The organism is Ensifer sp. SSB1 (assembly GCF_016652895.1).
GTDB lineage: Bacteria > Pseudomonadota > Alphaproteobacteria > Rhizobiales > Rhizobiaceae > Ensifer.
On record NZ_JAEPRP010000110.1, the window covers coordinates 1 to 25,155 of the forward strand.

The window sequence follows — 25,155 nt, forward strand, 5'->3', positions numbered from 1 at the left end:
CCGTTCCGTTGATGACGACATCCGCTTCGGCAATGATCGCATCGGCATGGTCGGTCCATTCCGGCCCGTAGACGGTGACGCCTAAGCCGGGATTGATCTTCAAACAGAGGTCGCGGGTCGCCTCCGCCTTCGGCGTGCCGATGGTGTCGGCGAAGCAGAAGACCTGCCGGTTGAGGTTCGAGAGCTCGAAGTGATCGATATCGGCGAGAACGAGGCGACCAATGCCTGCCCGCGCCAACGCCTGGATACAGGCGCCACCCATGCCGCCGGTTCCACAGACAAAAACCGTCGCCTGGCTTAGACGCTGCTGTTCCGTCTCGGTTACGAAGCCGATGTTGCGGGTGGTGAAGGTCTCGTAGGAGAAGACGCTGCTCATCGGTTTGAAGGCCTCAAAATGCCCCACTGCCGGCGGCTATCGGTCCAATGCAACACTGGAAGGACCAGCCGCTGCACCAGGATAACGAGACTGGCAACGGCAAGGCGTCCGAGCGCGTTGCGCGGAACGCTTTGCACGAGGTACCGCTGCGCCGCGGTGAGGTCGAGCTGCCCAATTTGCAGGAGGTCGTCACCGCGCTCGTAGTCGAGTTCGGCGGCGCAGAAGTCGTTGTATTCCGCCTTGCGGTGCTTTGGCGCGGCGTCGAAGGTCTTCTTCAGATTATCGGAGCCGCCGGTATAGGCGTTGGTGATGACAAAGCGATCGGCATCGAAACCGGCATCGGTGCCGACGCCGAAGACATGGCGGTGGGAATCCATGATCGCCGTAGCGATCAGTTGCTGGCGCAACGATCGGCGTGCGCCGCGCGTGGGCGCCGGAAAGACGCTGCTGAAGGTCTCGGCCACCATGCCGGCAACCGCCGGAACCTGGGTTATATTCGAGATCCAGAGCGGGCGAAGCTGGTTGCGCAGGAACAGAAGGAAGCAGGTGAGGCCGTAGAGAATCCAGGAGAGCCCCTGGCTGCGAACCGCGGGGTCGATCATCACGAGCCCCAGGTGGAGAACCTCGACCGGTTTGCCGGAGAGGGATACCTGGAGGACAGGCAGCGCGTTGAAGGCAACCGGTTCACCGTCGGAGACCCGATAGACGAGCGTGACGATCGTCCGGGCGAGGGCGTCCTCATGTTCGGAGAAGACACCGTAGTCGAGCTCCCCATCGGGAACTGATCGTTGCGCGACTTTTCGCAGATCCTGCCGCAGCCTGGCGACTTCGCGCTCGTTCATCCATAGCCCGGGAGCCTCCACGATCCTTGCGCGGAAGTCTGGCGATGTCTTGAATGAAAGATCGAGGCGCTTCTTCAGAACGACCGATATCAGATTGTACAATGTCCCTCGTCCGCAGCTTCAATTCTGGAGTGGAGTTTTCTGCAAGTTTGGGTCGTATCCTTGCGGAAGAGGGCAAACATTTGGTTTAATTTTCGGATGGTATCCGTCACGCGGCAAAATTGACGCTGACTTAGTGGAGGGCATTCTTGATAGCCTCCACCGTCGCGCGTATGGCGGGAACTTCCCTGACTTCCCGGTGGGCCACCAGCCAGATGTCGCGCGTCAGCGCAGGGCTGTCACTCACCCGCGTGAGGCCGCTCGATGCATGGACGGCGAAATCCGGAAGCATGACAACGCCGCCGCCCTGGCAAGCGGCTGCGGCCTGAAACTCCAGTACGGATGACCTGATTGCGATCCGCCGTCCCGCGGCGAGCTCGACAAGCCGAATCTGTTGGGGCGCACTCGACATGGCCTCGTCATATCCGATGAAGGTCCAGTCCTTGCATGGCGTGGATGCGATGTAGGACGGAGCCGCATAGAGATCGAATGCAATCGAGCCGATCCTGACGATCGAGTAGTCGCCATCTTCTGGACGCGACAGGCGCACGGCAACATCTGCCTCTCGCCGATTGAGCGAGGTGAAGCGCTTCTCGCCGACAAGGGTCACCTCGATGCCGGGATGCTGTTTCCGCAGGTCCAGCAATGGCTTCACGAGCAGAGCACTGGAGAGGGCAGGCGGCGCACTGATCCTCACGTTGCCCTGAAGCTCGGTCGAACTGTTGCGACTGAACTGCTCGATTGCCAGAGCATGAGCGACGATCGGTGCGGCAAGTTCGGCGACGCGCTCGCCGTCGGCTGTCAGGATGATGCGCCGCCCGCGCCTGTCGATCAGCTTTCTTCCGAGTTTCCTTTCAAGGGCCGAGACCCGCCTGCTGATCGTTGCATGTTCGACACCCAGAAACCGCGCCGCGCCGAGGAGCGTGCCGGCCTGAGAGAGCGCCATGAAGTGACGCAGGTCGTCCCAATCCATGTGTGTGAATTTTCTATCATCCATTGGGACAACATAGGGAATTTTCAACCAATGCGCCATGAGGCAAACCTTCTGGAAACAAGGAGGAATCCAAAGTGGTTGATCATGTGGTTGTGTTGACAAGTCCTGGGGGCGTGGAGCGGTTCGAGGTGCGTACCCAGGAGCCGGCGCGCCCGGCCGCCGGAGAGATTCGGGTCCGGCATGAAGCGATCGGCACCAACTTTCTCGACATCTATCATCGAAAGGGCATCTACCCGCTGCCGGCCTATCCCGCCGTCCTCGGTGTTGAGGCCGCCGGCGTCGTAGAAGCGTTGGGCGCGGGCGTTACGGCGTTCCGCGAGGGCGACCGTATCGTCTATGCGGGACCGCCGGCCGGTGCCTATTGCTCCACCAGGGTGATCTCGGTCGACAGGGGTGTGCTGCTACCCGAAACGATTGCGATGAAGACGGCGGCAACCTCGATGCTGAAGGGTATGACGGCTTATATGCTACTGCGGAAGTCCTACGAGGTCCGGGCCGGCTCGGTTGTTCTGGTGCATGCGGCGGCCGGCGGCTTGGGAAGCGTGCTTGTTCGAATGGCCAAGGATCTCGGCGCGATCGTCATCGGCGCCGTGAGCACCGGCGAAAAGGCCGCGCTTGCCGCCTCCTACGGTGCGGATCATCTGATCGTCGGTCGCGATGCCGATCTCGTCGGCGAGGTGAAACGGATCACCGACGGCGGGGGCGCCGACGTCGTCTATGACGGCATCGGCGGAGACATGCTGGTGAAGAGCATCCGAGCGGCTCGTCCGTTCGGGACGGTGGCCACGATCGGACAGGCGGCAGGTCCCATTCCGCCCGTGTCAGTGGATGAACTTCGTCCGGGCAAGACATTGTCCCACCCGAGCATCATGGCGTTCTCTGCCGACATCGAGCGATATCGCGAAGCCGCGACGGAGGCGCTCCGCGCCATGGAGCAGGGCATTGTCGCCAATGTCGCTGCCGAGCGCGCGCTGGCTGACGTCGCAGGCGCTCATCGTGAAATGGAGTCAGGGCACAGTGCGGGAAGCATCGCATTGATACCGTAGCTGCCTCGCGTCTTGCAGGAGAGGCGACAGCATCGACTTGGCCGATCGTCGGCGGCCGGGCGCCTTCCGGCTGCAGTCTCCCCCTCCGCTCGTGATCATCATCGTCTCCTCGGCCCTTCGGCGGAACGGCTAGGGGCTGGAACGCGCCGTCAGAATTCTCGGGCCAGCCCCCTTTCAGGGCTTCTGGCTGGTGACCTTGCCTTCGATCGGGCCAGCCATCATCTCCTCGGTGATCGTTGCGCTCTTCATCATGGGTGGCAAGGAGACCCTGCCGATGATGATCTGGGCGAATCTCAAATATGTGTTGACGCCATCGCTGACTGCCATGGCTTCTCTCGTCATCGTCATCGTCATCGTCATCGTCATCGTCATCGTCTTCACCTTTGCCTGTATTTTGCCGGCGGAATACTGTCGGTGGAGGAAGCTGACGATGGCGCTCGTGGCAGAGGTCTGACCCGGACGGTGAACCGGCGCGCAGCCTCTGCGGGCCAGTCCTTATGGGCGTCGGACGTCGACGCCTTCCGCCGCGGTTACTTTGGTGCGACGGCCCCCTGATAGTAGTCACCGTCGCCGCCTTCGTAGCTTCCGCCGTAACCACCGCCACCGCCGGTTTGGGAGCACGCGGCGAGGCCCAGAACCAATACCAGCAAGATTGTTGTACGCATTTACCCGACCTTTTTTCAGTTGAACAACCACAACAGGGGCTGTCGAGAATCGATACCTACCATGCGCGGAGGAGCTTGATCGAGCGAGCCTGGGTGGTGAAGGCGGGCGGCAATGCGACGCGCCACGAACGGTTCTCTCGGTAACCCGTGGTGTCGCTCGCCTCCGCGGACCTGGGGATCGACCGAAGCGCGAGCGCCCTCAGTGGTCGTCTGGCCGCCAAATGTCCACGCTCCGCGCCGGCATATCGTGTTCTCGATAACGCGGGCTGTCATCTCAACAGTTGCGGCGCGTAGACGGAAACGGCCATCAGCGTGAACAGTCGACGTGCGGTATCGTGGTCCGTTCGGATCCAGGCGGAAAGCCGCTCCCTCAGGAGATCCGACCCTTCGTTATGGATGGCTCTGCGGCCCATGTCGATCGCCTCCAGGCGATGCGGGTCCGGGGCCACCGCCGCGTGCAGGTGTGCCTCGCAGATCATCGCGTAGTCCTTCATGACCCGTCTGAAGGGCGTCAGCGACAGGATATGCGAAACGATCGGGAAGTCGTCTTGCGTCGTGATCTGAAAGGACAGCTTCGCGTCGCGGGTGGACAGTCGCAATTTGTACGGACCGCGCTCACGGCCGATCAGCTCAAACAGGTTGCCTTCCAGCAAATCCGCGATCGCAACCGATTGTTCGCGTTCAAGAACCGCATCGAGGCGGGCTTCCGCAAGGTCAATTCGAACGGCGCACAGGTGGTTACGTCCAGTGGTCATCGACAGTCCCTGGGGCTCCCTGCCGTCGGCAACATCATTCGATACGCCGAAGGCGATGGTAGAGGTTCGAGTATTTCAGACCCTCAGGGCTCTCCTTGATCTCCTGCAGGTAATAATTGACGGCAACCCGGATGAGTTCGAAGTCCTCGTTCGAGAACACGGCGCGAGAACGCCGTTGCTCCGGAATGGCCAACGTTTCGACTGCTTCCATCATCGTCGTTCCTTCTCAAGGCAGAGGAGGCGGCCCGCGCCTCCTCTGCCGCTGATGCCTCAGTGGTGGCGATCAAGCCGCGAACTGGTTCATCGTGTTGTGTTCGCCTGCCGCCTTGAGAGCCGCTTCGCCTGAGAAGTATTCCTTGTGATCATCACCGATATCGGAGCCGGACATGTTCTGGTGTTTCACGCAGGCGATACCCTGGCGAATTTCCTTCCGTTGGACACCTGCGACGTACCCAAGCATGCCCTGATCGCCGAAGTACTCCTTGGCGAGGTTATCGGTGGAAAGTGCCGCGGTGTGATAGGTCGGCAGGGTGATCAGGTGATGGAAGATGCCTGCGCGCTGCGCCGCATCATGCTGGAACGTCCGGATGCGCTCGTCGGCTTCGAGCGCAAGCGCGGTCGCGTCATAATCCGCGCTCATGAGCTTGTTGCGGTCGTATTCGCTCACGTCCTTGCCTTCTTGCTTCCAGGCATCGAACACCTGCTGGCGGAAATTGAGCGTCCAGTTGAATGAAGGCGAGTTGTTGTAGACGAGCTTCGCGTTCGGAATGACCTCGCGTACGCGGTCGACCATGCCGGCAATCTGTTCGATATGCGGCTTCTCGGTCTCGATCCACAGGAGGTCGGCACCATTTTGCAGCGCATTGATGCAATCGAGAACGCAGCGCTCGGCACCCGTGCCTTCGCGGAACTGGAAGAGGTTCGAGCGAAGCCGCTTGGGCTTCAGCACCTTGCCTCCGCGGGTGATCAGGACGTCGCCGTTAAGCGACTGACCGGGCTCGACCTCGTCGCAATCCAGGAAGGCGTTGTACTGGTCGCCGATGTCGCCTTCTTTTGCCGAGAATGCGATCTGCTTGGTCAGGCCGGCGCCAAGGGAATCGGTGCGTGCGACGATGATCCCGTCGTCGACGCCGAGCTCGAGGAACGCATAGCGCAACGCACGGATCTTCGCGACGAAATCTTCGTGGGGCACGGTAACTTTACCGTCCTGATGACCGCATTGCTTTTCGTCAGAAACCTGGTTCTCGATTTGCAACGCGCAGGCGCCGGCTTCGATCATCTTCTTCGCAAGCAGGTAGGTTGCCTCGGCATTGCCAAATCCGGCGTCGATATCGGCGATGATCGGCACGACGTGTGTCTGGTAGGTGTCGACCGAGTTTTGCAGCTGACGTTCGCGAACCGTGTCGCCCGCGGCGCGAGCCTTGTCGATTTCGCGGAACAGCATGCCCAGCTCCCGGGCGTCGGCCTGACGCAGGAAGGTGTAAAGCTCTTCGATCAACGCCGAAACGCTGGTCTTTTCATGCATGGACTGATCGGGCAGGGGCCCAAATTCGGACCTGAGGGCGGCGACCATCCAGCCCGACAGGTAGAGGTAACGGCGGTCCGTGTTTCCGAAGTGCTTCTTGATCGAAATGATCTTCTGCTGCCCGATGAAGCCGTGCCAGCAGCCCAGCGACTGCGTGTACTTCGCGGGGTCCCGGTCGTAGGCGGCCATGTCCTTGCGCATGATCGCTGCGGTGTATTTGGCGATGTCCAGCCCGGTCTGAAAACGATTTTGGAGGCGCATCCGAGCCACCGCTTCTGCAGTGACGCCGGTCCACTTCTCGTTCGATGCGATGAGCTTTTCTGCTTCTTCCACAAGGCTTTGGTACGACATTGTTCCTCCGAGGGTCGTCATGCTGCGTTGCAGAAACCATAAGCATGATGTGGTGCGGCGCGAGGGGCTTCGGTGTCACGTTGTCAAACTTTACAAGAGTTCCTTGTAATGTTGTAATGCCGGTCATGGAAAAGCACGGTGTGTATCTCGGGCCGCGACTTCGCAGGCTCCGACGCGATCTGGGACTGACGCAGGCAGAGATGGCCGGAGATCTCGATATCTCGCCATCGTACATTGCGTTGATGGAGGGAAATCAGCGCCCCGTTACGGCGGAAACGCTCCTGCGTCTCGCCAAAGCCTACAAGATCGATTTTTCCGATTTTGCCAATGACGCCGGTCCTGATCTGGTTACACGCCTGCAGGGCGTTGTGAGGGACCCGATCCTCAGCGACGTCGACTTCGGGTCGTTGGAAATTGCCGATGTCGCCCACAGCTTTCCGGCATTCGCCGAGGCGATGCTGAGGCTCCATACCGCCTACAAGGAGGGGCAGTTCGCACTCGCCGACAAACGCCAATATTCGTCGAACGGAGAGGGCGCGGGGCCAGGAGATCCGATAACGGCCGTCCGCAGCTTCTTGTCCGCGCGGCGGAACTTTTTTCCGGTGCTCGATGCAGCCTCCGAAAAACTCTCCGCCAGAATTACCGAGAAAGGTGGGCTGAGCGCTTACCTCGAAACCCGGCACAATCTCAAAGTCCGCCGTTTGCCTGCGGAGGTCATGGTCGGTTCGCTCCGGCGCCTGGATTGGCACCGAAAGGAGCTTTTGCTCAGCGAGGCGCTCGATCAATCGAGCCTGAATTTCCAGATTGCGCTGCAGCTTGCCTATCTCGAACTTGAGCCGGAGATCCAGTCGGCCGTCGATGAAGGAAACTTCGACACCCCGAATGCGGTGCGGCTGGCCCATCGAGCGATTGCCGCTTACTCGGCTGCTGCGATAGTCATGCCTTATGCGGCGTTCGCGAAAGCTGTTGAAAGCCGGCGTTACGACGTCGAGGTCCTTTCCCGGCAATTCAGCGTCAGTTTCGAACAGACCGCACACCGCCTCACCACGCTTCAAAAGCCAGGTCAGGAGCGGATCCCGTTCTTTTTCATCAAGGTTGACGTCGCTGGCAACATTTCAAAGCGGCTGAACAGCGGTGCCTTTCCGTTCGCCCGTCATGGCGGGGGCTGTCCCCTGTGGACGGTGCATCAGGTCTTCGCAACCCCGAGGCGGGTCGTCACCCAGTGGATGGAACTGCCGGACGGCCAGCGCTTCTTCTCGATCGCGCGGACCGTGCATGCCGGTGGGGGCAGCTATGGCGTCTCAAGCGTCGAGCGGGCGATTGCGATCGTCTGCGAGGCGCAATACGCAGATCGCCTGGTCTACAGCCGCAATCATCCACAGGCCGACGCGCCCACGCCGATCGGCATCGCCTGCCAGCTCTGTCATCGAGCAGGTTGCACGTCTCGATCGGAGCCTCCGATCGGCCGTCAGCTTCTACCGGACAACTACCGTCGGACCGAGGCGCCGTTCGGATTCTCTGATGCCTAGGGTGCACCAGTGATTTAGCGTCCAGCTGCCTGGCCTTTAGCGATCAGGCAGGGTCCCTTGCTTTCTCCAGAAAGGTGAAGACCTCATCTCGGTCGGGCATGGCCTGTCCAGCGCCCTTGCGTGTGACAGTGAGCGCGCCGTAGGCATTGGCGAGGCGGCAGCAGTCAGGGCCGGAAAGGCCCGTGACGCGGCCATGGATATGGCCGGCGGCGAAGGCGTCGCCCGCGCCGATCGTGTCAATCACGTCGACGGGGAACCACGGCGCGCTGTCCGTGCTGCCAACCTGATAGAGGCAGGATGCCGTTCCGCCGGATCCCTTCACCGCCACGCGGCGGACGCCGCGCTCCAGCAGCATTCCGATGAGTTCTTTCTCGTCCGTTTCTTGCGGCTGTTCCAGAAGGTCGGGGAGATCGGCGCTGCCGAGTACGATCGTGTCGATCCGGGGAAGCAGTGCCCTGACTTGCGCGGCGATGCCCGCCACCACGCCGCCGGGAATGTCGAGGGTGACGCAGATACCTGCATTGACGGCGAGGTTAATGGCGGCGAGGGCGGCTTCGGTCTGGCGCGGCTGGAGCAGAGCATAACCGGAAAGATGGAACAGCTCGGCGTCTGCAAAGGCTGCCGGATCGACATCTGCAGCCGACAGGCATGCGTTTGCGCCGCGATAGGCGAACATTGTGCGCTCGCCGGACGGGCTGACGGTGATGACGTTGATCTGGGTCGGCTCCCGTTCGTCGCGGCCGATCCAGCGCGTCGAGATGCCGGTGACAGCAAGCTCGGATAGTGCCTCGCGCCCCCAGGAGTCGACACCGACCCTGCCGATAAAGCGGCAATCGTGGCCGGCTTTGGCAAGCGCGATGGCCGTGTTCGTCGCCGAACCGCCAATCATCACCGTCTGGCCGGTGGCAATCGCCTCGCCGCCCTCGCCGGGATAGGCGGGAATGGCGAGCACGAGATCGATGTTGATATCGCCGAGAAGGACGATGGCGGCCATGTCCCGCCTCAGAGTTCTACGTGCATGAGGGCGATGGCCTGGTCGACGTCGGCGATGATGTCGTTGATATGCTCGATGCCGACAGAGAAGCGCACGAGGCCGTCGACGACGCCCATCGCTTCGCGTTCCTGGCTCGGGATATCGAGGAAGGCCATGGTGGCGGGCACCTGTGTGGTGGTGCGAAGGCCGCCGAGGCTGGCCGCGAACGAGCAGAGCTGCAGCCGCTTCAGAAGCCGCACGCCGCAGGCTTCGTCATCCACCTGGAAGGACAGCATGGCGCCGCCGCCGATCAGCTGTTCCGACGCGGCGGCATAGTTCGGGTGGGACGGCAGGCCGGGGTAGAAGACGCGCTTGACGGCTGGATGCGCCTCGAGGTGCTTGGCGAGTGCCAGCGCGTTGGCGCACTGCTTCTCGAGGCGCAGCGCCAGTGTCTGCGCGCCGCGCAGCAGGAGCCAGGCGTTGAAGGGCGACAGCGGCGCGCCGAGCTTGTTCAGTGTGTTCCAGCGCACATCCTCCAGCCAGTCCTTCGGCAGGAAATCGGACTTCAGCGTAATGACGCCACCGACGGCATCGTTGTGGCCGCCGATGAATTTCGTCGCGCTTTCAACGACGACGTCGACGCCGAAATCATGCGGGCGGCAGACGGCGGGGGAGGCAAAGGTGTTGTCGCAGATGACGACGATGCCGCGCGCGTGAGCGATCTCGACGAGCTTCCGGAGCGGGGGAACTTTCATCGTCGGGTTGGCGATGGCTTCGACATAGAGCACCTTGGTCTCGGGCGTGAAGGCGTTTTCGACGGCGCGCACGTCCGAGCAGTCAACGAGGCTGACCTTCAGGCCGAAATCCTGGGCGCGATGGTCGAAGAACTCATGGGTCGAGGAATAGGTGGTGAGGTCGGCCACGATGTGATCGCCGGCCTTCAGGATGCCGAAGAGGGCGTGGGAGATCGCGGCCATGCCGGAGGCGGTGGCAAGGCAGGCGGTTCCGCCGGTCAGCTGCGCGATATGTTCTTCGAGCTTGTACTCGGTCGGGTTACCGCAGCGCGAATAGATGTTCACTTCCTTGCGCGCGCCGGCGACGATCTGGTCATAGATATCGCCGCCATACTGAAAGTTCGCCGACATGTAGATCGGGTAGCTGATCGACTGGGAATGTTCCTCCGGCTCGTAGAAAACGGCGCGGCTGGCAAATTCGAGGGCTTTGGAAGAGGTGTCGGACATGGGCATTTCTCCTGGAAAGATCATTCCTTCACGGCGCCGCCGATGAGCGCGGCCGTGATCTGGCGTTCGAAGAAGATGAAGAGGATGAGGGGCGCGATGGCGGCCATCAGGATTGCTGCGAGCATGACCGGATAGTTGGTGACATGTTCGCCGACGAAATCGGTAAGTCCGACCGGCAGCGTCTTGCGGGCGGGATTGTTGATGAAGACGACGGGAAACAGGAAATCGTTCCAGACCCAGATCATATTGACGATGCCGACCGTGAACATGGCGGGCCGGGCGATCGGCAGGGCGACGACGCGGAAGATCATCCATTCGGAGGCGCCGTCGACGCGGCCGGCGTCGAAGAGCTCGCGCGGCAGCGTGTTGAAGAATGCCTGCATGATGAAGATGGAGACCGGCACGTTGAAGGCGGCGGTCGGCAGGATAACGCCGAGATGTGTATCGAGCAGTCCTGCCGTGCGCAGCATCACCACCAGTGGCACGAGCGCGACATAGGCGGGGATGGCCATGGCGGCCGTCAGCGACAGTTCCACCACAGGCATCCAGCGTGGGCGGTAGATGGCAAGCGCATAGCCGGCGAGCGTCGAGACGAGCACGGTGATGATGGTCGCGCCGCCCATGATGATGAGCGAATTGACCGCGTAGCCACCGAGCGCGCCGCCACTCCAGGCGCCACCATAGGCATCGAAATTGAGGCTTGTCGGCAAGGACCAGACGGAGCGCATAAACTCCTTGTTGGTCTTGAACGTGCTGTAGATCATCCAGAGGAAGGGGAAGATCACCATCAGCACATGCAGCGTGAGCAGGATGAGCACGACGGTGCTCGTGCGGTTCCAGCGGCGGACGGCGCTCATGCGTCCCCCTTGCGGCGCAGGAAGCGGAAGACGACCCAGGCGGCAAGCGCCGTCAGCACCATCTGCACGAAGCCGATGGTCGCGGCATAGCCCATCTGGAAGCTGCCGAAACCCATCTTGTAGAGATAGGTGGAGACGACCTCGCTGGCGTGGCTGGGGCCGCCATTGGTCAGGACGAAGACCAGCGAGAAGGTCTTCAGCGAGCCGATGATGGCGAGCAGCGAGTTGGCGCGCACCGCGTCCCAGACCATGGGCACGGTTATCGAGAAGAACTTGCGAAAATCGCCGGCACCATCGAGTTCTGCGGCCTCATAGACGCTTTCCGGTACGCTGCGCACGGCAGCGGTGAAGAGCAGCACATAGAGGCCGAGATACGTGAAGCTCATCACCACGACGACGGCGAGGAAGGCGGTTTCGGACTCTCCGAGCCAACCGCGTTTCAAGCTGTCGAGGCCGACGGCCTTCAGCGCCGCGTTCACCAGCCCGAAATAGGGGTTGTACATGAAGCGCCAGAGCAGGCCGATGCAGATCTCGCTGACCATGACGGGCACGAGATAGAAGAACAGGAAGATGCGACTGAAGGCCGGGACGATGCGCACCAGGCAATAGGCGATGGCGAGCGCGAGAAAAACCTGGAAGACGATGGCGGAGAGGGCCACCAGAAGGTTGCGGCCGAGCGACGCCCAGAACACGGGGTCGGCGGCAAGCTTCAGGAAGTTGCCGGCGCCGACGAAGACGGGATCGGATGCTCCATCCCATTCGAACATGGACAGCCAGCCGGCATAGACCACCGGATAGGCGACGAAAGCGCAGACGAAGATCAGGGCCGGCGCCAGGAAGAAGAGCGTCGCCCGATTGTGTCTTTTCGCTAGGCCAATGTCCGTGCTCATGATTCCGCCGGCGTCTGGAAATGCGCGCAGCCGCCGGAGGGCCGGCGGCTGCGGTTTCGGAAGGCTTACTTGTTGTCCTTCAGGGCGCCCTCAAGGCGCTTGGCGGCGTCGGCCGGCGTCACGGACCCATCCAGTGCGCCCTGCAGGGCCGTGTAATAGGTATTGGTCGCGGCCGGCGGCATCGCCGTGTCGTAGAAGGAATCGAGATGGCCAGCAGCATTCATCAGGTCGTTGCTGATGCCGTAGAGCACGGGGCCGGCGGCCGCTTCCGTCGTGGCGCCCTTCACGGTCACCATCGTCTTGCGCAGCTCGACATACTTGGTCATCACCTCGGACGAGGAGAGGAACTTCAGGAGCGTCACGGCATCAGCCTTGTTCTCGGCTTTTTCGGAAATGCCGAACGAGGCAGCGACACCGGCGAGCACGTCGGTCTGGTCACCGGCTCCGCCCGCCACGGTCGGGAAGGCGAAGTAGCCAAGGTCGAAGCCTTCGGGCGCATCGGCGGACGCGCCGATCTGCCAGGTGCCGTTGAGAAGGATCGCAGCCTGACCGTTGAGGAAGAGCATGTTTGCTTCCTGGTCGCTCATGCCGTTGAAGCCGGTCGGGAAATATTCGTTCTTGGCGATTTCGGCGACCTTTTCAAAGGCCTTTTCGCCTTCCGGGCCGAGCGCCGCATTGGCGTCGCCATTGACGAAGGAGGCGACGACGCCGGAGCCCTTGAGCCGCATTTCCATGTACTGGAACCAGAAGGTTGCCGGCCAGGAATCCTTGTTGCCGAGCGCAAAAGGCACGACGCCGTCGGCCTTGATCTTCTCGGCCAGCGACATCAGTTCGTCATAGGTCTTGGGAACCGTCCAGCCCTTTTCGGCAAACAGCGCCTTGTCGTACCAGAAGACGACGGAATCGACGTCGACGGGCACGGCGTACGTATGGCCGTCCTTGCTGGTCTGCGCGATGGCGCTTTCCAGGAACCTTTCGCGCCAGCCGTCCTTGGCCAGTTCCTGGTCGAGTGCGTACATCTGGCCGCCCTTGACGAAGGCGTTCAGGAAGCCGCCGGGCAAGGTGTAGAATACATCCGGCGGATTGCCGGAGGCCATCGCGGTGTTCAGCTTCGTCTTGTAGGCCGACTGTTCGGCGGCGACGACATCGAGCGTGATGTCTGGATGCTTCTTTGCGAAGGCGTCCAGCGCGAAGTTGATGAAATCGACCTTGTCCTGCTGTCCGGCATAGGCGTGCCAGAAGGTAAGCTCGCCGGCTGCTGCCGGGAACGTCGTCAGCGCCAGGGATGCGCCTGCAATGAGAACAGACTTCAGCTTCACGGTTTCCTCCCAAAAAGCGTGTTGCAGCACCTTCCGCTGCGTTGATGTAGTGATGCCACATCAAAAATCATGTGTCCATAGTGACACCACAACATCGCCATGTTAGCTTCCTTCACGAAAGCGTTTGCCAGCGAGAGAGCCGTTCATGAGTATCGACCCGCGCGCTACCCTAGGCCCGGCCAGCAGCCGGTTGCGCAGCGTTCTGCCGAAGCTGTCGGACTCGGAGCGCCGCGTCGCTTTGTGGGTTCTCGAAAATGTCGAGGCGACGATCCGCAACTCCATGTCCGTCATCGCCCAGGCGACAGACGTCAGCGACACGACGGTCTTGCGCATGTGCCGGACGGCAGGTTTCGAAGGCTTTACGGATCTGAAATTCGCGCTGGCGCAGGAGCCGCGCGGTGGCCGCGCCGAGACGGCGAACGATCCGGAAGCGAGCGATCTCCACGCGGCAAACCGCCTCTTTCGCGCCGTGGCGCAGGCGATCAGCGATACGCAGGGCGTGCTGAACGAAGGGACTTTTGCCAAGGCGCTCGATCTGATTTCGGGCGCACGGCACATCGTCGTCGGCGGCGTCGGCGGGTCCGGCATCGTCGCGCAAGCCTTCTACCAGCGCTGCATCCGTCTTGGCCTTCGCTGCGATGCGCCGGTCGATTCCCAGCTTCAGATCATGCATTCGGCACTGACCGGACCTGACGATCTCGTCGTCGCAATTTCCTATTCGGGCATTACCAGCGACCCGGTCCTCGTGCTGCAGGAAGCCAAATCCCGCGGGGCGGCGACGCTCTGTATCACCGGCAACAGCGCATCGCCGCTGGCACGCCTTGCCGATGTCGTGCTCGTCAGTGTCTCGCATGAGCAGGGCAGCGAGCCGATGGCCGCCCAGATTGCGCAGATGGCGCTGATCGATGCGCTTTATTCGGCGCTCGTGGCGCGCAATGCCGAACGGGCGCAACTCACCGAAGAACGGATGGTCAACGCCATCCTTCCAAAATCCATCTAGTACTCAGACACAGGTAGTGCCGTGAAAGTCCAGATCTACACCATGCAGACCGTTTCCGAGGCCCTCGCCGCAGCCGCTGCCGGCGTCGACTATCTCGGCCTGACCCCGTCCAACCGTGGCCTGCCAGGGGAGATCGACTTTGCGACGGCCCGCGAGATTGCCGATGCGCTCAAGGGCAAGGCACAGCGCGTTGCTCTGTCGGTTGAAAGCGACCTCGACGCCATTGCCGACATGGTTGCCGCGGTCCAGCCGGACGTGCTGCACCTTTGCGGTAATATCTCGCTGGTGACGCCTGAGCAGGTAAAGGCGCTGCGCGAGAGGCTCTTGCCGCTCTATCCGGAACTGCGCATCTTGCAGGCCATTCCGATGACGGGGCCGGAGGCGCTCGACCACGCGGCTGCCTTCGAGCCCTATTCGGACATTTTCATTCTCGATTCGGTTGCTGCCCACATCGGTGGCATCGGCGCTGCAGGCGTCACGCACGACTGGTCACTAAGCCGCGAAATCGTCAAGCGCAGCAAGCTGCCGGTGATCCTTGCAGGCGGCCTCGGCCCGGACAACGTCGCGGCAGCCATCACCGCCGTACAGCCCTGGGCAGTAGATTCGCTGACCCATACCAACAAGCCGCTGCCGGAAGGCGGCTTCCGCAAGGACATCGACAAGATCGCCGCCTTCGTGAAAGCGGCAAGGGCGGCTTAATCGTCGCGGAAAGCTGGGAAGGGCGAGCACGCCGCGCCGCCCTTCCGACCGAATCTTTCCGTCCAGCCTCAGGCTGTGTTTGCCCGCATGGGCCAGGCGGCACCGCTGCGGGCAAAGGAATCCGCGGCCTCCATGATTGCCTGCGTATCGATGCCGAAATGGGCATAGAGATCGGCGATCGTTCCGGTCTGGCCGAAATGCTCCACGCCGAGCGATATCGTGCGATGTCCCTCCACTGCGCCCAACCAGCCGAGGGTTGCCGGATGCCCGTCCGTGACGGTGATGAGGTTTGCCGTTTGCGGCACGGTTTCCAGCAGCGCCTCGACATGGCTTCGTGCCGCTCCGTTACCGTGGCGGCGAGCCCGTTGCGCTGCCGTCCAGCCGGCATTCAGCCGGTCGGCCGAGGTGACGGCCAGGACGGCGATGTCGCTGTGGCGCTCGGCAAGCCGCCCGGCGGCCATCAGCACTTCCGGCGCGATACATCCCTGATAGGCGAGCACGATACGGGCGCGGGCGGATGGTGCGCGCAGCCAGTAGGCGCCGTCGATGACGCCCTGCCGGAAGACGGGATCCTCGCGTCTAAGCGCGATTTGCTCCAGCGGCCGTGTCGTCAGGCGCAGATAGACCGAGCCGCCGGTCTGGTCACGCAGCCAGGTGCGCGTGTCATGCGTCCCATCGCCGTCGCGCTGCATGTAGTCGAAGGACCAGTCCATGATGACGGAGAGTTCGTCGAGGAAAGCGGGTTCGAAGCTTGCGAGACCATCCTGGCTCATGCCGATGAGCTGCGAGCCGATCGATTGATGCGCGCCACCCTCTGGCGCCAGCGTCACGCCTGAGGGCGTGCCGACGATCATGAACCGCGCATCCTGATAGCAGGCGTAGTTCAGCGCATCGAGTCCCCGGGCGACGAAGGGATCGTAGACGGTGCCGATGGGGATGAGCCGTTCGCCGAACAGCGAGTGCGAAAGGCCCGCGGCGCCGAGCAGCAGGAAGAGGTTCATTTCGGCGATGCCGAGTTCGATATGCTGGCCGGATGGGCCGAATTCCCATTTCTGCGCTGAAGGGACTCGCTCGTCGCGGAACGTATCGGCGAGCTTTTCACGGGCGAACAGGCCGCGGCGGTTGACCCAGGGGCCGAGATTGGTCGAGACGGTGACGTCGGGCGCTGTGGTGACGATGCGGGCGGACAGCGCGTCATCACGCTTGGCAAGGGCGTCGAGGATCTTGCCGAAGCCGGCCTGGGTCGAAAGTTCGCGATCGTCGAGGAAGACAGGACCGGCCGAGGATACGGCCGGGGAGGTGAAGCGCCGGGCACCCTCGGCGAAGAACGGCACGGTCTTCAGGAAATCCTTGACCGGAGCCGGCGAGGGGATCGCGCTGAACGTCTCCCATTCCGTGCCGGGCCTGACGCCGATGCGTGCCTGGAACGCCTCCATCTGCGCCTTGGTCATGAGGCCGGCATGGTTGTCCTTGTGGCCGGCGAGCGGCGTGCCCCAACCCTTGATCGTATAGGCGAGGAAGACGGTCGGCCGGTCGTGGTCGATGCTTTCGAAGGTACGGATCAGCGTTTCCAGGCAATGGCCGCCGAGATTGTTCATGAGGTCGGAAAGCGCGTCGTCGCTGCGTGCGGCGAGAAGGTCGGCGACGCCCGGTTCACCACCGATTTCGTCGGTCAGCCGCTTGCGCCAGGCCGCACCGCCCTGAAAGGTCAGTGCCGAATAGAGCTGGTTGGGGCAGCGGTCGATCCAGCCGCGCAGCGCTTCGCCGCCGGGCTCGCGGAAGGCGGCCTGCTGTAGCGCGCCGTATTTCAGCACCTTCACATCCCAGCCGAACGCCGTGAATATGCCCTCGATGCGCTGCCACAACCCCTCGCGCACCACGCCGTCGAGGCTCTGTCTGTTGTAGTCGATCACCCACCAGGTGTTGCGCAGGTCGTGTTTCCAGCCCTCCTGGAGACACTCGTAGATATTGCCTTCGTCGAGTTCCGCATCACCGACCAGCGCGATCATCCGGCCTTGCTGGCGCTTCGACCAGTCTTTGGCGGCAATGTAGTCCTGAATGATCGAGGCGAAGGCGGTGATGGCGACGCCGAGGCCGACGGAGCCCGTGGAAAAATCGACGTCGTCGATATCCTTGGTGCGGCTCGGATAGGATTGCGCACCGCCGAAGCCGCGGAAATTCTCCAGCTTCTCCCTGGTCTGGTTGCCCATGACATACTGGATGCCATGGAAGACCGGCGAGGCATGCGGCTTTACCGCCACGCGGTCTTCCGGCCGCAGCACATGAAAATAGAGCGCCGTCAGGATCGAGGCGAGCGAAGCCGAGGAGGCCTGATGCCCGCCGACCTTCACCTCGCCCTTCTCGCGCAGGTGATTGGCGTTGTGGATCATCCAGCAGGCGTGCCACAGGACCTGCCGCTCCAGGCTTTTGAGATGCGCCAATATTTCGGGCGTCAAAGCCGGTTCTGTCATGAATATCCTCCCTCATGCTCCAACAGACAGGTTAACCCGGCGATTTCGGCAAATCTGACCTAAGTTGACGGAATTTTCGCAAGATGCGAATGATTTGACCTCAAATGTGGATTTCTCAGGTCAATCATGTCTCAGCCGAAGCCTTCCCTGGATTCCGCCACCATCCGCATCCTCGATCTCCTTCAGCAGAACGCCGAACGGAGCATTTCGGAACTGGCGGAAGCGACCGGCCTTTCCGCCTCGCCCTGTTGGCGGCGCGTCAATGATCTCAAGGAAAGCGGCGTCATCAAGGGCACCGTGGCGCTGGTTGATGCGCCCTCGCTTGGCCTTGCGGTCAACGTCTTCGTCCAGGTCTCGCTGAAGCAGCAGGACCGGCAGTCCCTCGACATCTTCAACGCGGCGATCCGCACCAAACCGGAAATCGTCGAGTGTTATCTGATGACCGGCGAGGCGGATTACATGTTGCGCGTCGTCGTCGAGGATCTTGCCAAATTCCAGGCGCTGGTGGTCGATTTCCTGACGCTCATTCCCGGTGTCGCCAATATCCGGTCCAGCTTTGCACTGAGCCAGATCAAGTACACGACGGCGCTGCCGACCGAGCATCTCAAGGGCAAGGGAGCCTGATTTCGGCTTCCGTTTGACGATGGGCAATCTGAGCGGAAATGATGGCGATGTCATTCGTTTGGCTATTGGACGTCGGCCTTTTTGCGGTGTCCTCCGCGCGCTTCAGGCCTCTTGCGCTTGCCCGCAAGCCCCGGAAATGGCGCGGAACTTGATAGCCTGCCATCGGATGTAGTCGTGGAGCAGGGTTTGGGAGACGAATAGGTCGCCGCGATTGCCGGGAAGGCTCCAGACGAGAAGCCCTTCCGATTTTGCCCGGGCAAACACCCTCTGCACGTGGCCTCGCGACAGGGTATGTCGGTTCGAGACGTCACCTGCAGGGAGTGGTCCAAGGCAGGCCGGTCGATCAAATCCTTCAAGATCGGCAGGCACGCGGCATATGAGTTCGTGCAGGATGTTGCTTCCCGACTCCGTGCGAACGAACAGATCAACACTCGCCGGCGGCTGTGCCCACGCCGGATCAAAAACAAGGGAACGAGCAACCAGCGGGTGGATGCGCGCAAGCAGACGCTGGTCGCTATTGAACCCGGACGCGCGATCACCTCCATCGAGCCGGTCAAGCGCCGTAAGATGGCTTGCGAGCCATTGGCCGATCATGGTTTCGCCGTAGGCACTCAACTGTAATGGCCTGACGCGCCTGTCCCTGCTTTCCTGGGGGATGAGCAAGCCGTAGGCCGCCATTTCGGCCAGATGGGCCGTGAGGGTGTTCTTGCTGAAGGGCAGGTGTGGCGCGAAGAACTCGATGAGCGCCCCGGCCGTCAGAGGCGGGCGCGTTTCATCGTGCTTCCGCTCGAAATGAAGGGCAACGATCGCCTGCGTGATCCGCCACTTCTGCATGCTGGCGACATAGCGCACCACCCTTGGCGCGACATCGTGCATCGCGAGCAGTTCTTTCGCCGCATCTCGCAGCACGGCGAAAAATGCCGAGCCACCACTCCACGTCATGGGGCTGAGAACGTCTTGCGATCCTAATGGCATCGTTGTGTCTGTCGCATCACAGGTTATGGCATCCCCGGCATTACTACCCTTCCAGTTTCGCATCACTATGACGTGTCGTCACCTGCGTGACTCAATTTTGGGTGCACTCACCCACAACCTGCTTCTTTAGTTGATCATGTTCTTCCGCTCTCGCTATGAGTGACCAGCTTCTGGGGAAACATCATGAAATCAATTCTTTGTCGTCTACGCGCAGGTTGAGCCATCGCCTTGCCGAGGCCGACCGTCGCTGCGGCCGAAGCTTGATTTAACCGGCTGACCGAACGAACCGTCCAGGTCCATGCACGTCTCGCAAGGCGCGCGATGGCCAGGGTTTTCTGCGCCCTTTTTCTGGCCCTGTAACAACGCCCTTAGGCAAAATCGAATGCTCAAAAGCCTGCCGCTCGCCCCCGTGTTTTCTTCTTTCGCGTTGCCAAAGATGGTCCTGAGTCCGTTGCGACGGTGCTTCCGCATGTCGCGAGCGTTGCTGATGCTGCTTGTGGGCGTGATCGCAATGTGTGGGCTGGCAGACGAAGCGATGACCGCCCCGTGCAGGCCGAACATTTCATTTACGGGCGTTGGACTGGCGGTCGACAGAAACTTCAACGCCTGCGATGTCTACTTCCCCGACATTCCTCCGACCTGGGGCGGACTGTACAGGCTTCACGGAACCCGTTTGGATAATCAGGCTCCGATCGGGGTCGTGGACGGCACGTCTTACGCCCCCAAGCCGGACGACCTGGTTGATACGGTAAATGCCCGTTACGGCTTCACTTTCGACGCGTCCACGGGCACCTACACAATCAGGCTGCTCTCCATCCGAAACGAGGCCGCCACCTCGGACAGCATCGTGCTCTACAGCTACGACAGAAACGGGACCCCGTACGGCGGCGAGACCGCAATAGCTACCCAGACCAACACGATCTCAGTCACGCTGCCGAACGCCCTTCCAGCCATCGGTAGCGTCAGTCCCACAACCGGCTCGCCTTTGGGCGGTACCTCGGTGGTCATCACGGGGACCGGATTTGCCGAAGCCACCTCGGTCAAATTCGGTGGTACTGCCGCGACGAGCTTCACGGTCGACAACGAGAGCCAGATCACGGCAGTCGCGCCCGCAGGAGCGGTTGGCCCGGCAGACATCGTGGTCGCAACGGCCATCGGGTCGACAACGTTTCCGGGTGGCTTCAATTACGTGGTCAGCGCTCCCGGTGCACCGACGATCGGCGCGGTAACGACGCTCGATCCGGATGGCGCCCAGGTCAATTTCACACCACCGGCCAACAATGGCGGCGGGGCGATTACTGAGTATGTCGTAACATCGTCTCCGCATGGAAAAATCGGTGTTGGTACCCAAAGCCCGATCTCCGTCCGGGGCCTGTGGAGCGGCATGTCCTACACCTTCACCGTGACCGCAAAGAACGCGGCGGGTGTTGGTCCGTCGTCTTCGGCGTCGCAGGCGGTGGTGCCGAGAAATTTCCAGACGATCGGCTTCAGCCCTGGTCCCCAGACCTTCGGCACGACCCCTGTATTGTCGGCGATGAACACTTCCGGGCTCCCGGTCGTGTTCAGTTCGACGACGCCCGATGTCTGCACCGTGACGCCGCCTGGCGAATTGACGTTCCATTCCGCGGGCACCTGCACCATCAGTGCGGACGCAGAGGGCAATTCTGCTTACTTCCCGGCACAGACGATCACGCGGTCGTTCGCTGTCAATCCGGCCTTGCCCGGCGCGCCGACGATCGGCGCGGCAACGGCGGGGGACGAACAGGCCGAAGTCTCATTCGTACCGCCCGCATCGTCCGGCGGCGCGCCGGTAACCTATACGGTCACAGCAGACCCGGACGGAGCGACCGGCACTGGTGCGCAAAGCCCCATCACGGTTGCGGGACTGACAAATGGCGTTGCCTACACCTTCAGCGTGACGGCGACCAACGCGGCTGGAACCGGCAGCACATCGGCCGCGTCCAATTCCATCACGCCGGTGGCGGCCCAGGCCATTACCTTCATCAATCCCGGGGCACAGAACTTTGGCACCGCGCCGATTCTGACAGCGACGTCGGATTCGGGATTGTCTCCGACCTTCACGTCCAGCACGGAAGGCGTCTGCACGGTCACGAGCAGCGGCGAATTGACCTTCGTTTCTGCTGGTATCTGCACGATCAATGCCCTTCAGGCGGGCGACGCGGCCCATCTTCCGGCTGCCCAGGTCAGCCAATCCTTCGCGGTCAATCCGGTGGTGCCCGGCCCTCCGCTCATCGGCGGTGCGACAGCTGGTGACACACAGGCCACGATCACGTTCACGGCACCCGCATCGGACGGCGGGGCCGCTGTCAGAGATTACACGGTGACGGTCAATCCGGGTGGCGCAACGTTCACCGCGTCGTCCAGCCCCATCATCGCAACCGCATTGAGCAATGGTGCTACCTACACCTTCACCGTCACTGCCAATAACGCGGTTGGCATGAGTGCGCCCTCCGCCGCGTCCAACGCGGTAACGCCGGTTGCGACGCAGTTCATCACCTTTGCCAACCCCGGTTCGCAGACCGCAGGGACTAGCTCTACATTGACGGCGACGACCAGTTCCGGCCTGTCGCCCGTGTTCACCTCGATTACGCCGGGCGTATGCACCATTACCGGCGCGACCCTGACATCGGTTGCCGTCGGTACCTGCACGATCACTGTCGACCAACCCGGCAATGCGGCCTATCTCGCCGCACCAACGGTTACCCAGTCCTTTGAGATCAATCCGCAGCTTCCTGCCGCCGGCGACGTCTCTGCAACGGTCGCGGCAAACTCGACCGCCAATCCGGTCACGCTTTCGCTCTCCGGCGGTGCGGCAGACAGCGTCGCGGTCGCATCCTCCGCGTCGCATGGTTCGGCGACCGCTTCCGGCACATCGATCAGCTACACGCCGGATCCCGGCTATTCTGGTGCGGACAGCTTTACCTACACGGCCACGAACGTAACTGGCACCTCGGCGCCGGCGACGGTTACCATCACGGTCAGCGCGCCGACCTTCGCCTTCACGCCCGCCGCCGGTGCGCTTGAGGCGGGAGCGGTCGGAAGGGCCTACAGTCAGTCGATCAGCGCGGCGAACGGCATGGAACCTTACCGCTACGCCGTTTCCACGGGTGCGCTCCCGGCGGGCTTGCATCTAGACACCTCGACCGGCGCAATCACGGGAACGCCGACGACCGAAGGCATCCACGGCTTCACGATCATGGCGACAGACGCAAACGGGGCGAGCGGCTCGGCTTCCTATACGGTCGCCATCGGCCGGCAGCTTCCTGCCGCCGGCGACGCCTCCGCAACGGTCGCGGCAAACTCGACCGCCAATCCGGTCACGCTTTCGCTCTCCGGCGGTGCGGCAGACAGCGTCGCGGTCGCANACTCGACCGCCAATCCGGTCACGCTTTCGCTCTCCGGCGGTGCGGCAGACAGCGTCGCGGTCGCAACCGTCCCCTCGCATGGTTCGGCGACCGCTTCCGGCACGTCGATCAGCTATGCACCGGATCCCGGCTATTCCGGCTCGGATAGTTTCACCTATACGGCAACCAACGCGACCGGCACCTCGGCGCCGGCGACCGTGCGGATCACCGTCGCGGCGTCCAAGCTCACATTCTCGCCAGCGGGCGGCGATCTGCCTGATGCGATGGTGGGAGAAGCCTATTTGACAACGGTGACCGCCAAGGGCGGCCAGGGCGATATTCTCTACAGCCTGTCGCGCGGAAAACTGCCAAAGGGCATGATCCTGAACGTATCCACGGGCGAATTAAGCGGACCGCTGGATGCTGATGTCGACGTTGGGACTTATAGCTTCACGGTCGCGGCACGCGATGCCACCGGCAACATCGGTGAGGCGAGCTATCGGCTGGCGGTCAAGGCGCGGGGTGTCACGGTCATAAGCAGATCCTACACGCTGGAGGAAGGTGATACTCCACGCAACGTCTACCTGAACGAGGGTGCCACGGGTGGACCATTCACTGGCGCCGGGATCGCCTTTGTAAGGCCCCCCAATGCCGGTAAGGCGGAGATCATCGAAGGCGAACTTGCGGCGAGTGGAGCGTTCGTTCCGGTTGGCTACTATCTGAAGTTCACGCCCAATCCCGGCTTCTTCGGGACGGCAGTCATAGGGTATCGATTGGAAAGTGCGCTTGGCGCATCCGATACAGGCACTGTCAGCTACGCAATCGTGCACAATGGCGAAAAGGTTGCAGCAGAGATCGACGGGCTGGTGCGAGACTTCGTCCGAACACGGCAGAATCTCCTGTCGACAACGATTGAAGTGCCGGGCCTGATCGAGCGCCGCAAGATGGGTCGCGCTGGTAACGATCCAATCTCGACCAGCATGTCGCCCTCAGAGAATGGAATAACGCTCGGTTTTTCGACCAGTCTGGCTCAGCTTCGCTCCGCCGAAGAAATGGAAGAGGGGGGCGAAGGCGTGGCGGCAGTGTCGCCGTTCAATATCTGGATCGATGGCGCTGTAACGGTGCACCAAGGTGATGAAAATGACGGACGCTGGGGGACCTTCGGTCTGATTTCTGCCGGCGCCGACTACCTGCTGTCGGAGAAGGCGCTCATCGGCCTGTCGCTTCATTTCGACCGCATGTCCGATCCGACCGATGCCGATGCCGAACTGACCGGTAACGGCTGGCTGGCTGGCCCCTATGCCTCCTTCGAGATTGGCTCCGGCGTATTCCTGGATACCAGCCTGCTTTACGGCGGTTCCTGGAATGACGTCGACACGAAGTATTTCGACGGTTCGTTCGATACGCGCAGGCTCATGTGGGACACGAAGCTGCAGGGGCAGTGGCAACTCGGGGACGCAACCGTACTGACGCCTGCGCTGCGTGCGGTATTCCTCAAGGAAAGCGTCGACGACTATAGCGTATCGAGCGACGACGGCAGCGTAGTCGAACTGAAAGGGTTCACCGAGGATCAGCTGCGGCTCAGCATCGGGGCGGATCTGGAGCGGGTTTACCGTCTCGAAAACGGCTTGCTGCTGACGCCCCGCTTCGGCGGTACGGCCGGATTTGCGGCGCGGGACAACAGCGGGGCGTTCGGAACCGTCAGCGCCGGGCTGAACCTCTCCAACGACCTCAACTGGGATTTCGACTTCTCATTGCTCTATGGGATCGAAAGCGAGGGCGAGCAGGCAGTGGGACTGAAGGCCGGTGCTCATGTGCGTTTCTGATTGATGTTTGGCGGCGTTCGGTCACTGTCGTCTGTTGCTGAGCAGGGTTGGCTGCGCCGCCGCTCGACAAAGTGCCCGGTATGTTCCCGGATCGAGCGGCAACTGCACGTCTGAATTGGCGATGGATCACTGGCTGCAGACGCCTGGGTTCACCGGCGCCAACGTCAAGACGGCTGCGGAATAGCCCCGTTCATTTCGGCCTGCTGGCCGTAGAACACGCGGATGGCAAGGACGACGCCAGCGAGGAGCATTGCAACGCCGGCTGCCTCCATCGACGTCGGCCAACGCGCATGGACAACAAGTCCGCCAATCACACCGAAGGCCGTTTCCGAGACGATCAACTGCGCCGCGAGCGCGACGGGCAGGGCCCGCGACGCGACATTCCAAGCCCACACGCCGCACACCGTCGCCATCAGTGCGAGCGAAGTTCCCCACAGATAGAGGGAGCCGGCTGCCTCCCAGCCGAAACCGAGCTTCGGAAGCTGAAAAAGGTCCATTGCCGCACCGATCGGGTAGAAAGCGAGCATCTGAATACCGCCGCCGATCAGGATCAGTGCCGACCATATGCCGGAGGGCATGTCCGGGCGGATTGCCAGCGCCGCCTGATTGACGATCGCGAACCATACCCACAGACCGACCGCGGCCAGAGCAAGCGGAATACCAATCCAAAGCGAGCGGACGGAACCGAGACTATCTGCGGTGAACGCGGTGCCGTTGACCAGAACGAGACCGA

At 62.0% G+C, this 25,155-nt stretch carries 21 protein-coding genes and 1 pseudogene; 7 read left to right on the forward strand and 15 right to left on the reverse strand.

The window, feature by feature from the left end:
* The 3 genes from I8N66_RS24065 to I8N66_RS24075 all read right to left on the reverse strand — a co-directional run.
* Nucleotides 1-376, reverse strand: a 376-nt coding sequence (locus I8N66_RS24065) for a ThiF family adenylyltransferase (RefSeq protein WP_291158853.1), incomplete at its 3' end; no start/stop codon positions are given.
* Nucleotides 373-1,320, reverse strand: coding sequence for a hypothetical protein (locus tag I8N66_RS24070; RefSeq protein WP_291158855.1), 948 nt, complete (start codon nucleotides 1,318-1,320; stop codon nucleotides 373-375). The genes I8N66_RS24065 and I8N66_RS24070, both read right to left, overlap by 4 nt.
* Nucleotides 1,321-1,450: 130 nt before the next feature.
* Nucleotides 1,451-2,314, reverse strand: coding sequence for a LysR family transcriptional regulator (locus I8N66_RS24075; protein WP_291158857.1), 864 nt, complete (start codon nucleotides 2,312-2,314; stop codon nucleotides 1,451-1,453).
* 71 nt (nucleotides 2,315-2,385) lie between these two features.
* Between I8N66_RS24075 and I8N66_RS24080 the strand changes: the two genes are divergently transcribed.
* Both I8N66_RS24080 and I8N66_RS24085 read left to right on the forward strand, forming a co-directional pair.
* Entirely contained in the window at nucleotides 2,386-3,357 is a 972-nt protein-coding gene (locus I8N66_RS24080; RefSeq protein WP_291158859.1) for a quinone oxidoreductase, read from the forward strand.
* Nucleotides 3,358-3,547: 190 nt separating this feature from the next.
* A complete protein-coding gene (locus I8N66_RS24085) occupies nucleotides 3,548-3,811 on the forward strand; it encodes a hypothetical protein (protein WP_291158861.1) in 264 nt (87 codons plus the stop codon).
* Nucleotides 3,812-3,887: 76 nt separating this feature from the next.
* Here the strand turns inward: I8N66_RS24085 and I8N66_RS24090 are convergent, their stop codons facing one another.
* From I8N66_RS24090 to I8N66_RS24105, 4 genes are all read right to left on the reverse strand, one after another.
* Nucleotides 3,888-4,022: a hypothetical protein gene (locus I8N66_RS24090; RefSeq protein WP_268906916.1), complete on the reverse strand. Its 135-nt coding sequence runs from the start codon at nucleotides 4,020-4,022 to the stop codon at nucleotides 3,888-3,890.
* A gap of 269 nt (nucleotides 4,023-4,291) precedes the next feature.
* Nucleotides 4,292-4,777 carry a UPF0262 family protein gene (locus I8N66_RS24095; protein ID WP_291158864.1) on the reverse strand — a complete coding sequence of 162 codons (486 nt, stop codon included), beginning with the start codon at nucleotides 4,775-4,777 and terminating at the stop codon, nucleotides 4,292-4,294.
* Between the two features lie 34 nt (nucleotides 4,778-4,811).
* A complete protein-coding gene (locus I8N66_RS24100) occupies nucleotides 4,812-4,988 on the reverse strand; it encodes a hypothetical protein (protein ID WP_224393553.1) in 177 nt (58 codons plus the stop codon).
* A 72-nt stretch (nucleotides 4,989-5,060) separates the two neighbouring features.
* A complete protein-coding gene (locus tag I8N66_RS24105; RefSeq protein WP_291158869.1) occupies nucleotides 5,061-6,653 on the reverse strand; it encodes an isocitrate lyase in 1,593 nt (530 codons plus the stop codon).
* 125 nt (nucleotides 6,654-6,778) lie between these two features.
* Here I8N66_RS24105 and I8N66_RS24110 point away from each other — a divergent pair, with 125 nt between their 5' ends.
* The gene (locus I8N66_RS24110) at nucleotides 6,779-8,182 is read left to right on the forward strand and encodes a helix-turn-helix transcriptional regulator (RefSeq protein ID WP_291158898.1); all 1,404 of its coding nucleotides are present in this window, start codon (nucleotides 6,779-6,781) and stop codon (nucleotides 8,180-8,182) included.
* A gap of 43 nt (nucleotides 8,183-8,225) precedes the next feature.
* On the opposite strand, the gene I8N66_RS24115 is transcribed toward I8N66_RS24110, so the two are convergent.
* From I8N66_RS24115 to I8N66_RS24135, 5 genes are all read right to left on the reverse strand, one after another.
* Nucleotides 8,226-9,176, reverse strand: coding sequence for a carbohydrate kinase family protein (locus tag I8N66_RS24115; RefSeq protein WP_291158872.1), 951 nt, complete (start codon nucleotides 9,174-9,176; stop codon nucleotides 8,226-8,228).
* Between the two features lie 8 nt (nucleotides 9,177-9,184).
* Nucleotides 9,185-10,396, reverse strand: a complete 1,212-nt coding sequence (locus I8N66_RS24120; RefSeq protein ID WP_291158875.1) for an aminotransferase class I/II-fold pyridoxal phosphate-dependent enzyme — start codon at nucleotides 10,394-10,396, stop codon at nucleotides 9,185-9,187.
* Between the two features lie 20 nt (nucleotides 10,397-10,416).
* Nucleotides 10,417-11,253, reverse strand: a complete 837-nt coding sequence (locus I8N66_RS24125) for a carbohydrate ABC transporter permease (RefSeq protein ID WP_291158878.1) — start codon at nucleotides 11,251-11,253, stop codon at nucleotides 10,417-10,419.
* Complete coding sequence (locus I8N66_RS24130; RefSeq protein ID WP_223737484.1) at nucleotides 11,250-12,143, reverse strand: sugar ABC transporter permease; 894 nt, start codon at nucleotides 12,141-12,143, stop codon at nucleotides 11,250-11,252. Before I8N66_RS24130 ends, I8N66_RS24125 begins: the two co-directional genes overlap by 4 nt.
* Before the next feature lie 65 nt (nucleotides 12,144-12,208).
* A complete protein-coding gene (locus I8N66_RS24135; protein WP_291158883.1) occupies nucleotides 12,209-13,462 on the reverse strand; it encodes an extracellular solute-binding protein in 1,254 nt (417 codons plus the stop codon).
* Between the two features lie 145 nt (nucleotides 13,463-13,607).
* Here I8N66_RS24135 and I8N66_RS24140 point away from each other — a divergent pair, with 145 nt between their 5' ends.
* Complete coding sequence (locus tag I8N66_RS24140; protein ID WP_291158886.1) at nucleotides 13,608-14,462, forward strand: MurR/RpiR family transcriptional regulator; 855 nt, start codon at nucleotides 13,608-13,610, stop codon at nucleotides 14,460-14,462.
* Nucleotides 14,463-14,483: 21 nt separating this feature from the next.
* A complete protein-coding gene (locus I8N66_RS24145; RefSeq protein ID WP_223737498.1) occupies nucleotides 14,484-15,161 on the forward strand; it encodes a phosphoribosylanthranilate isomerase in 678 nt (225 codons plus the stop codon).
* Between the two features lie 68 nt (nucleotides 15,162-15,229).
* Here the strand turns inward: I8N66_RS24145 and I8N66_RS24150 are convergent, their stop codons facing one another.
* Nucleotides 15,230-17,632: a transketolase gene (locus I8N66_RS24150; RefSeq protein ID WP_291158891.1), complete on the reverse strand. Its 2,403-nt coding sequence runs from the start codon at nucleotides 17,630-17,632 to the stop codon at nucleotides 15,230-15,232.
* 126 nt (nucleotides 17,633-17,758) lie between these two features.
* On the opposite strand from I8N66_RS24150, the gene I8N66_RS24155 reads away from it, so the two are divergent.
* Nucleotides 17,759-18,256: an Lrp/AsnC family transcriptional regulator gene (locus I8N66_RS24155; RefSeq protein ID WP_113540217.1), complete on the forward strand. Its 498-nt coding sequence runs from the start codon at nucleotides 17,759-17,761 to the stop codon at nucleotides 18,254-18,256.
* Between the two features lie 102 nt (nucleotides 18,257-18,358).
* Here the strand turns inward: I8N66_RS24155 and I8N66_RS24160 are convergent, their stop codons facing one another.
* A complete protein-coding gene (locus I8N66_RS24160; protein ID WP_113540218.1) occupies nucleotides 18,359-19,198 on the reverse strand; it encodes a hypothetical protein in 840 nt (279 codons plus the stop codon).
* Nucleotides 19,199-19,904: 706 nt separating this feature from the next.
* Between I8N66_RS24160 and I8N66_RS24165 the strand changes: the two genes are divergently transcribed.
* Nucleotides 19,905-24,422 carry a putative Ig domain-containing protein gene (locus I8N66_RS24165; protein ID WP_291158895.1) on the forward strand — a complete coding sequence of 1,506 codons (4,518 nt, stop codon included), beginning with the start codon at nucleotides 19,905-19,907 and terminating at the stop codon, nucleotides 24,420-24,422.
* Nucleotides 24,423-24,586: 164 nt separating this feature from the next.
* Here I8N66_RS24165 and I8N66_RS24170 read toward each other — a convergent pair.
* Nucleotides 24,587-25,155: pseudogene (locus tag I8N66_RS24170) on the reverse strand (EamA/RhaT family transporter); the annotation flags it as partial.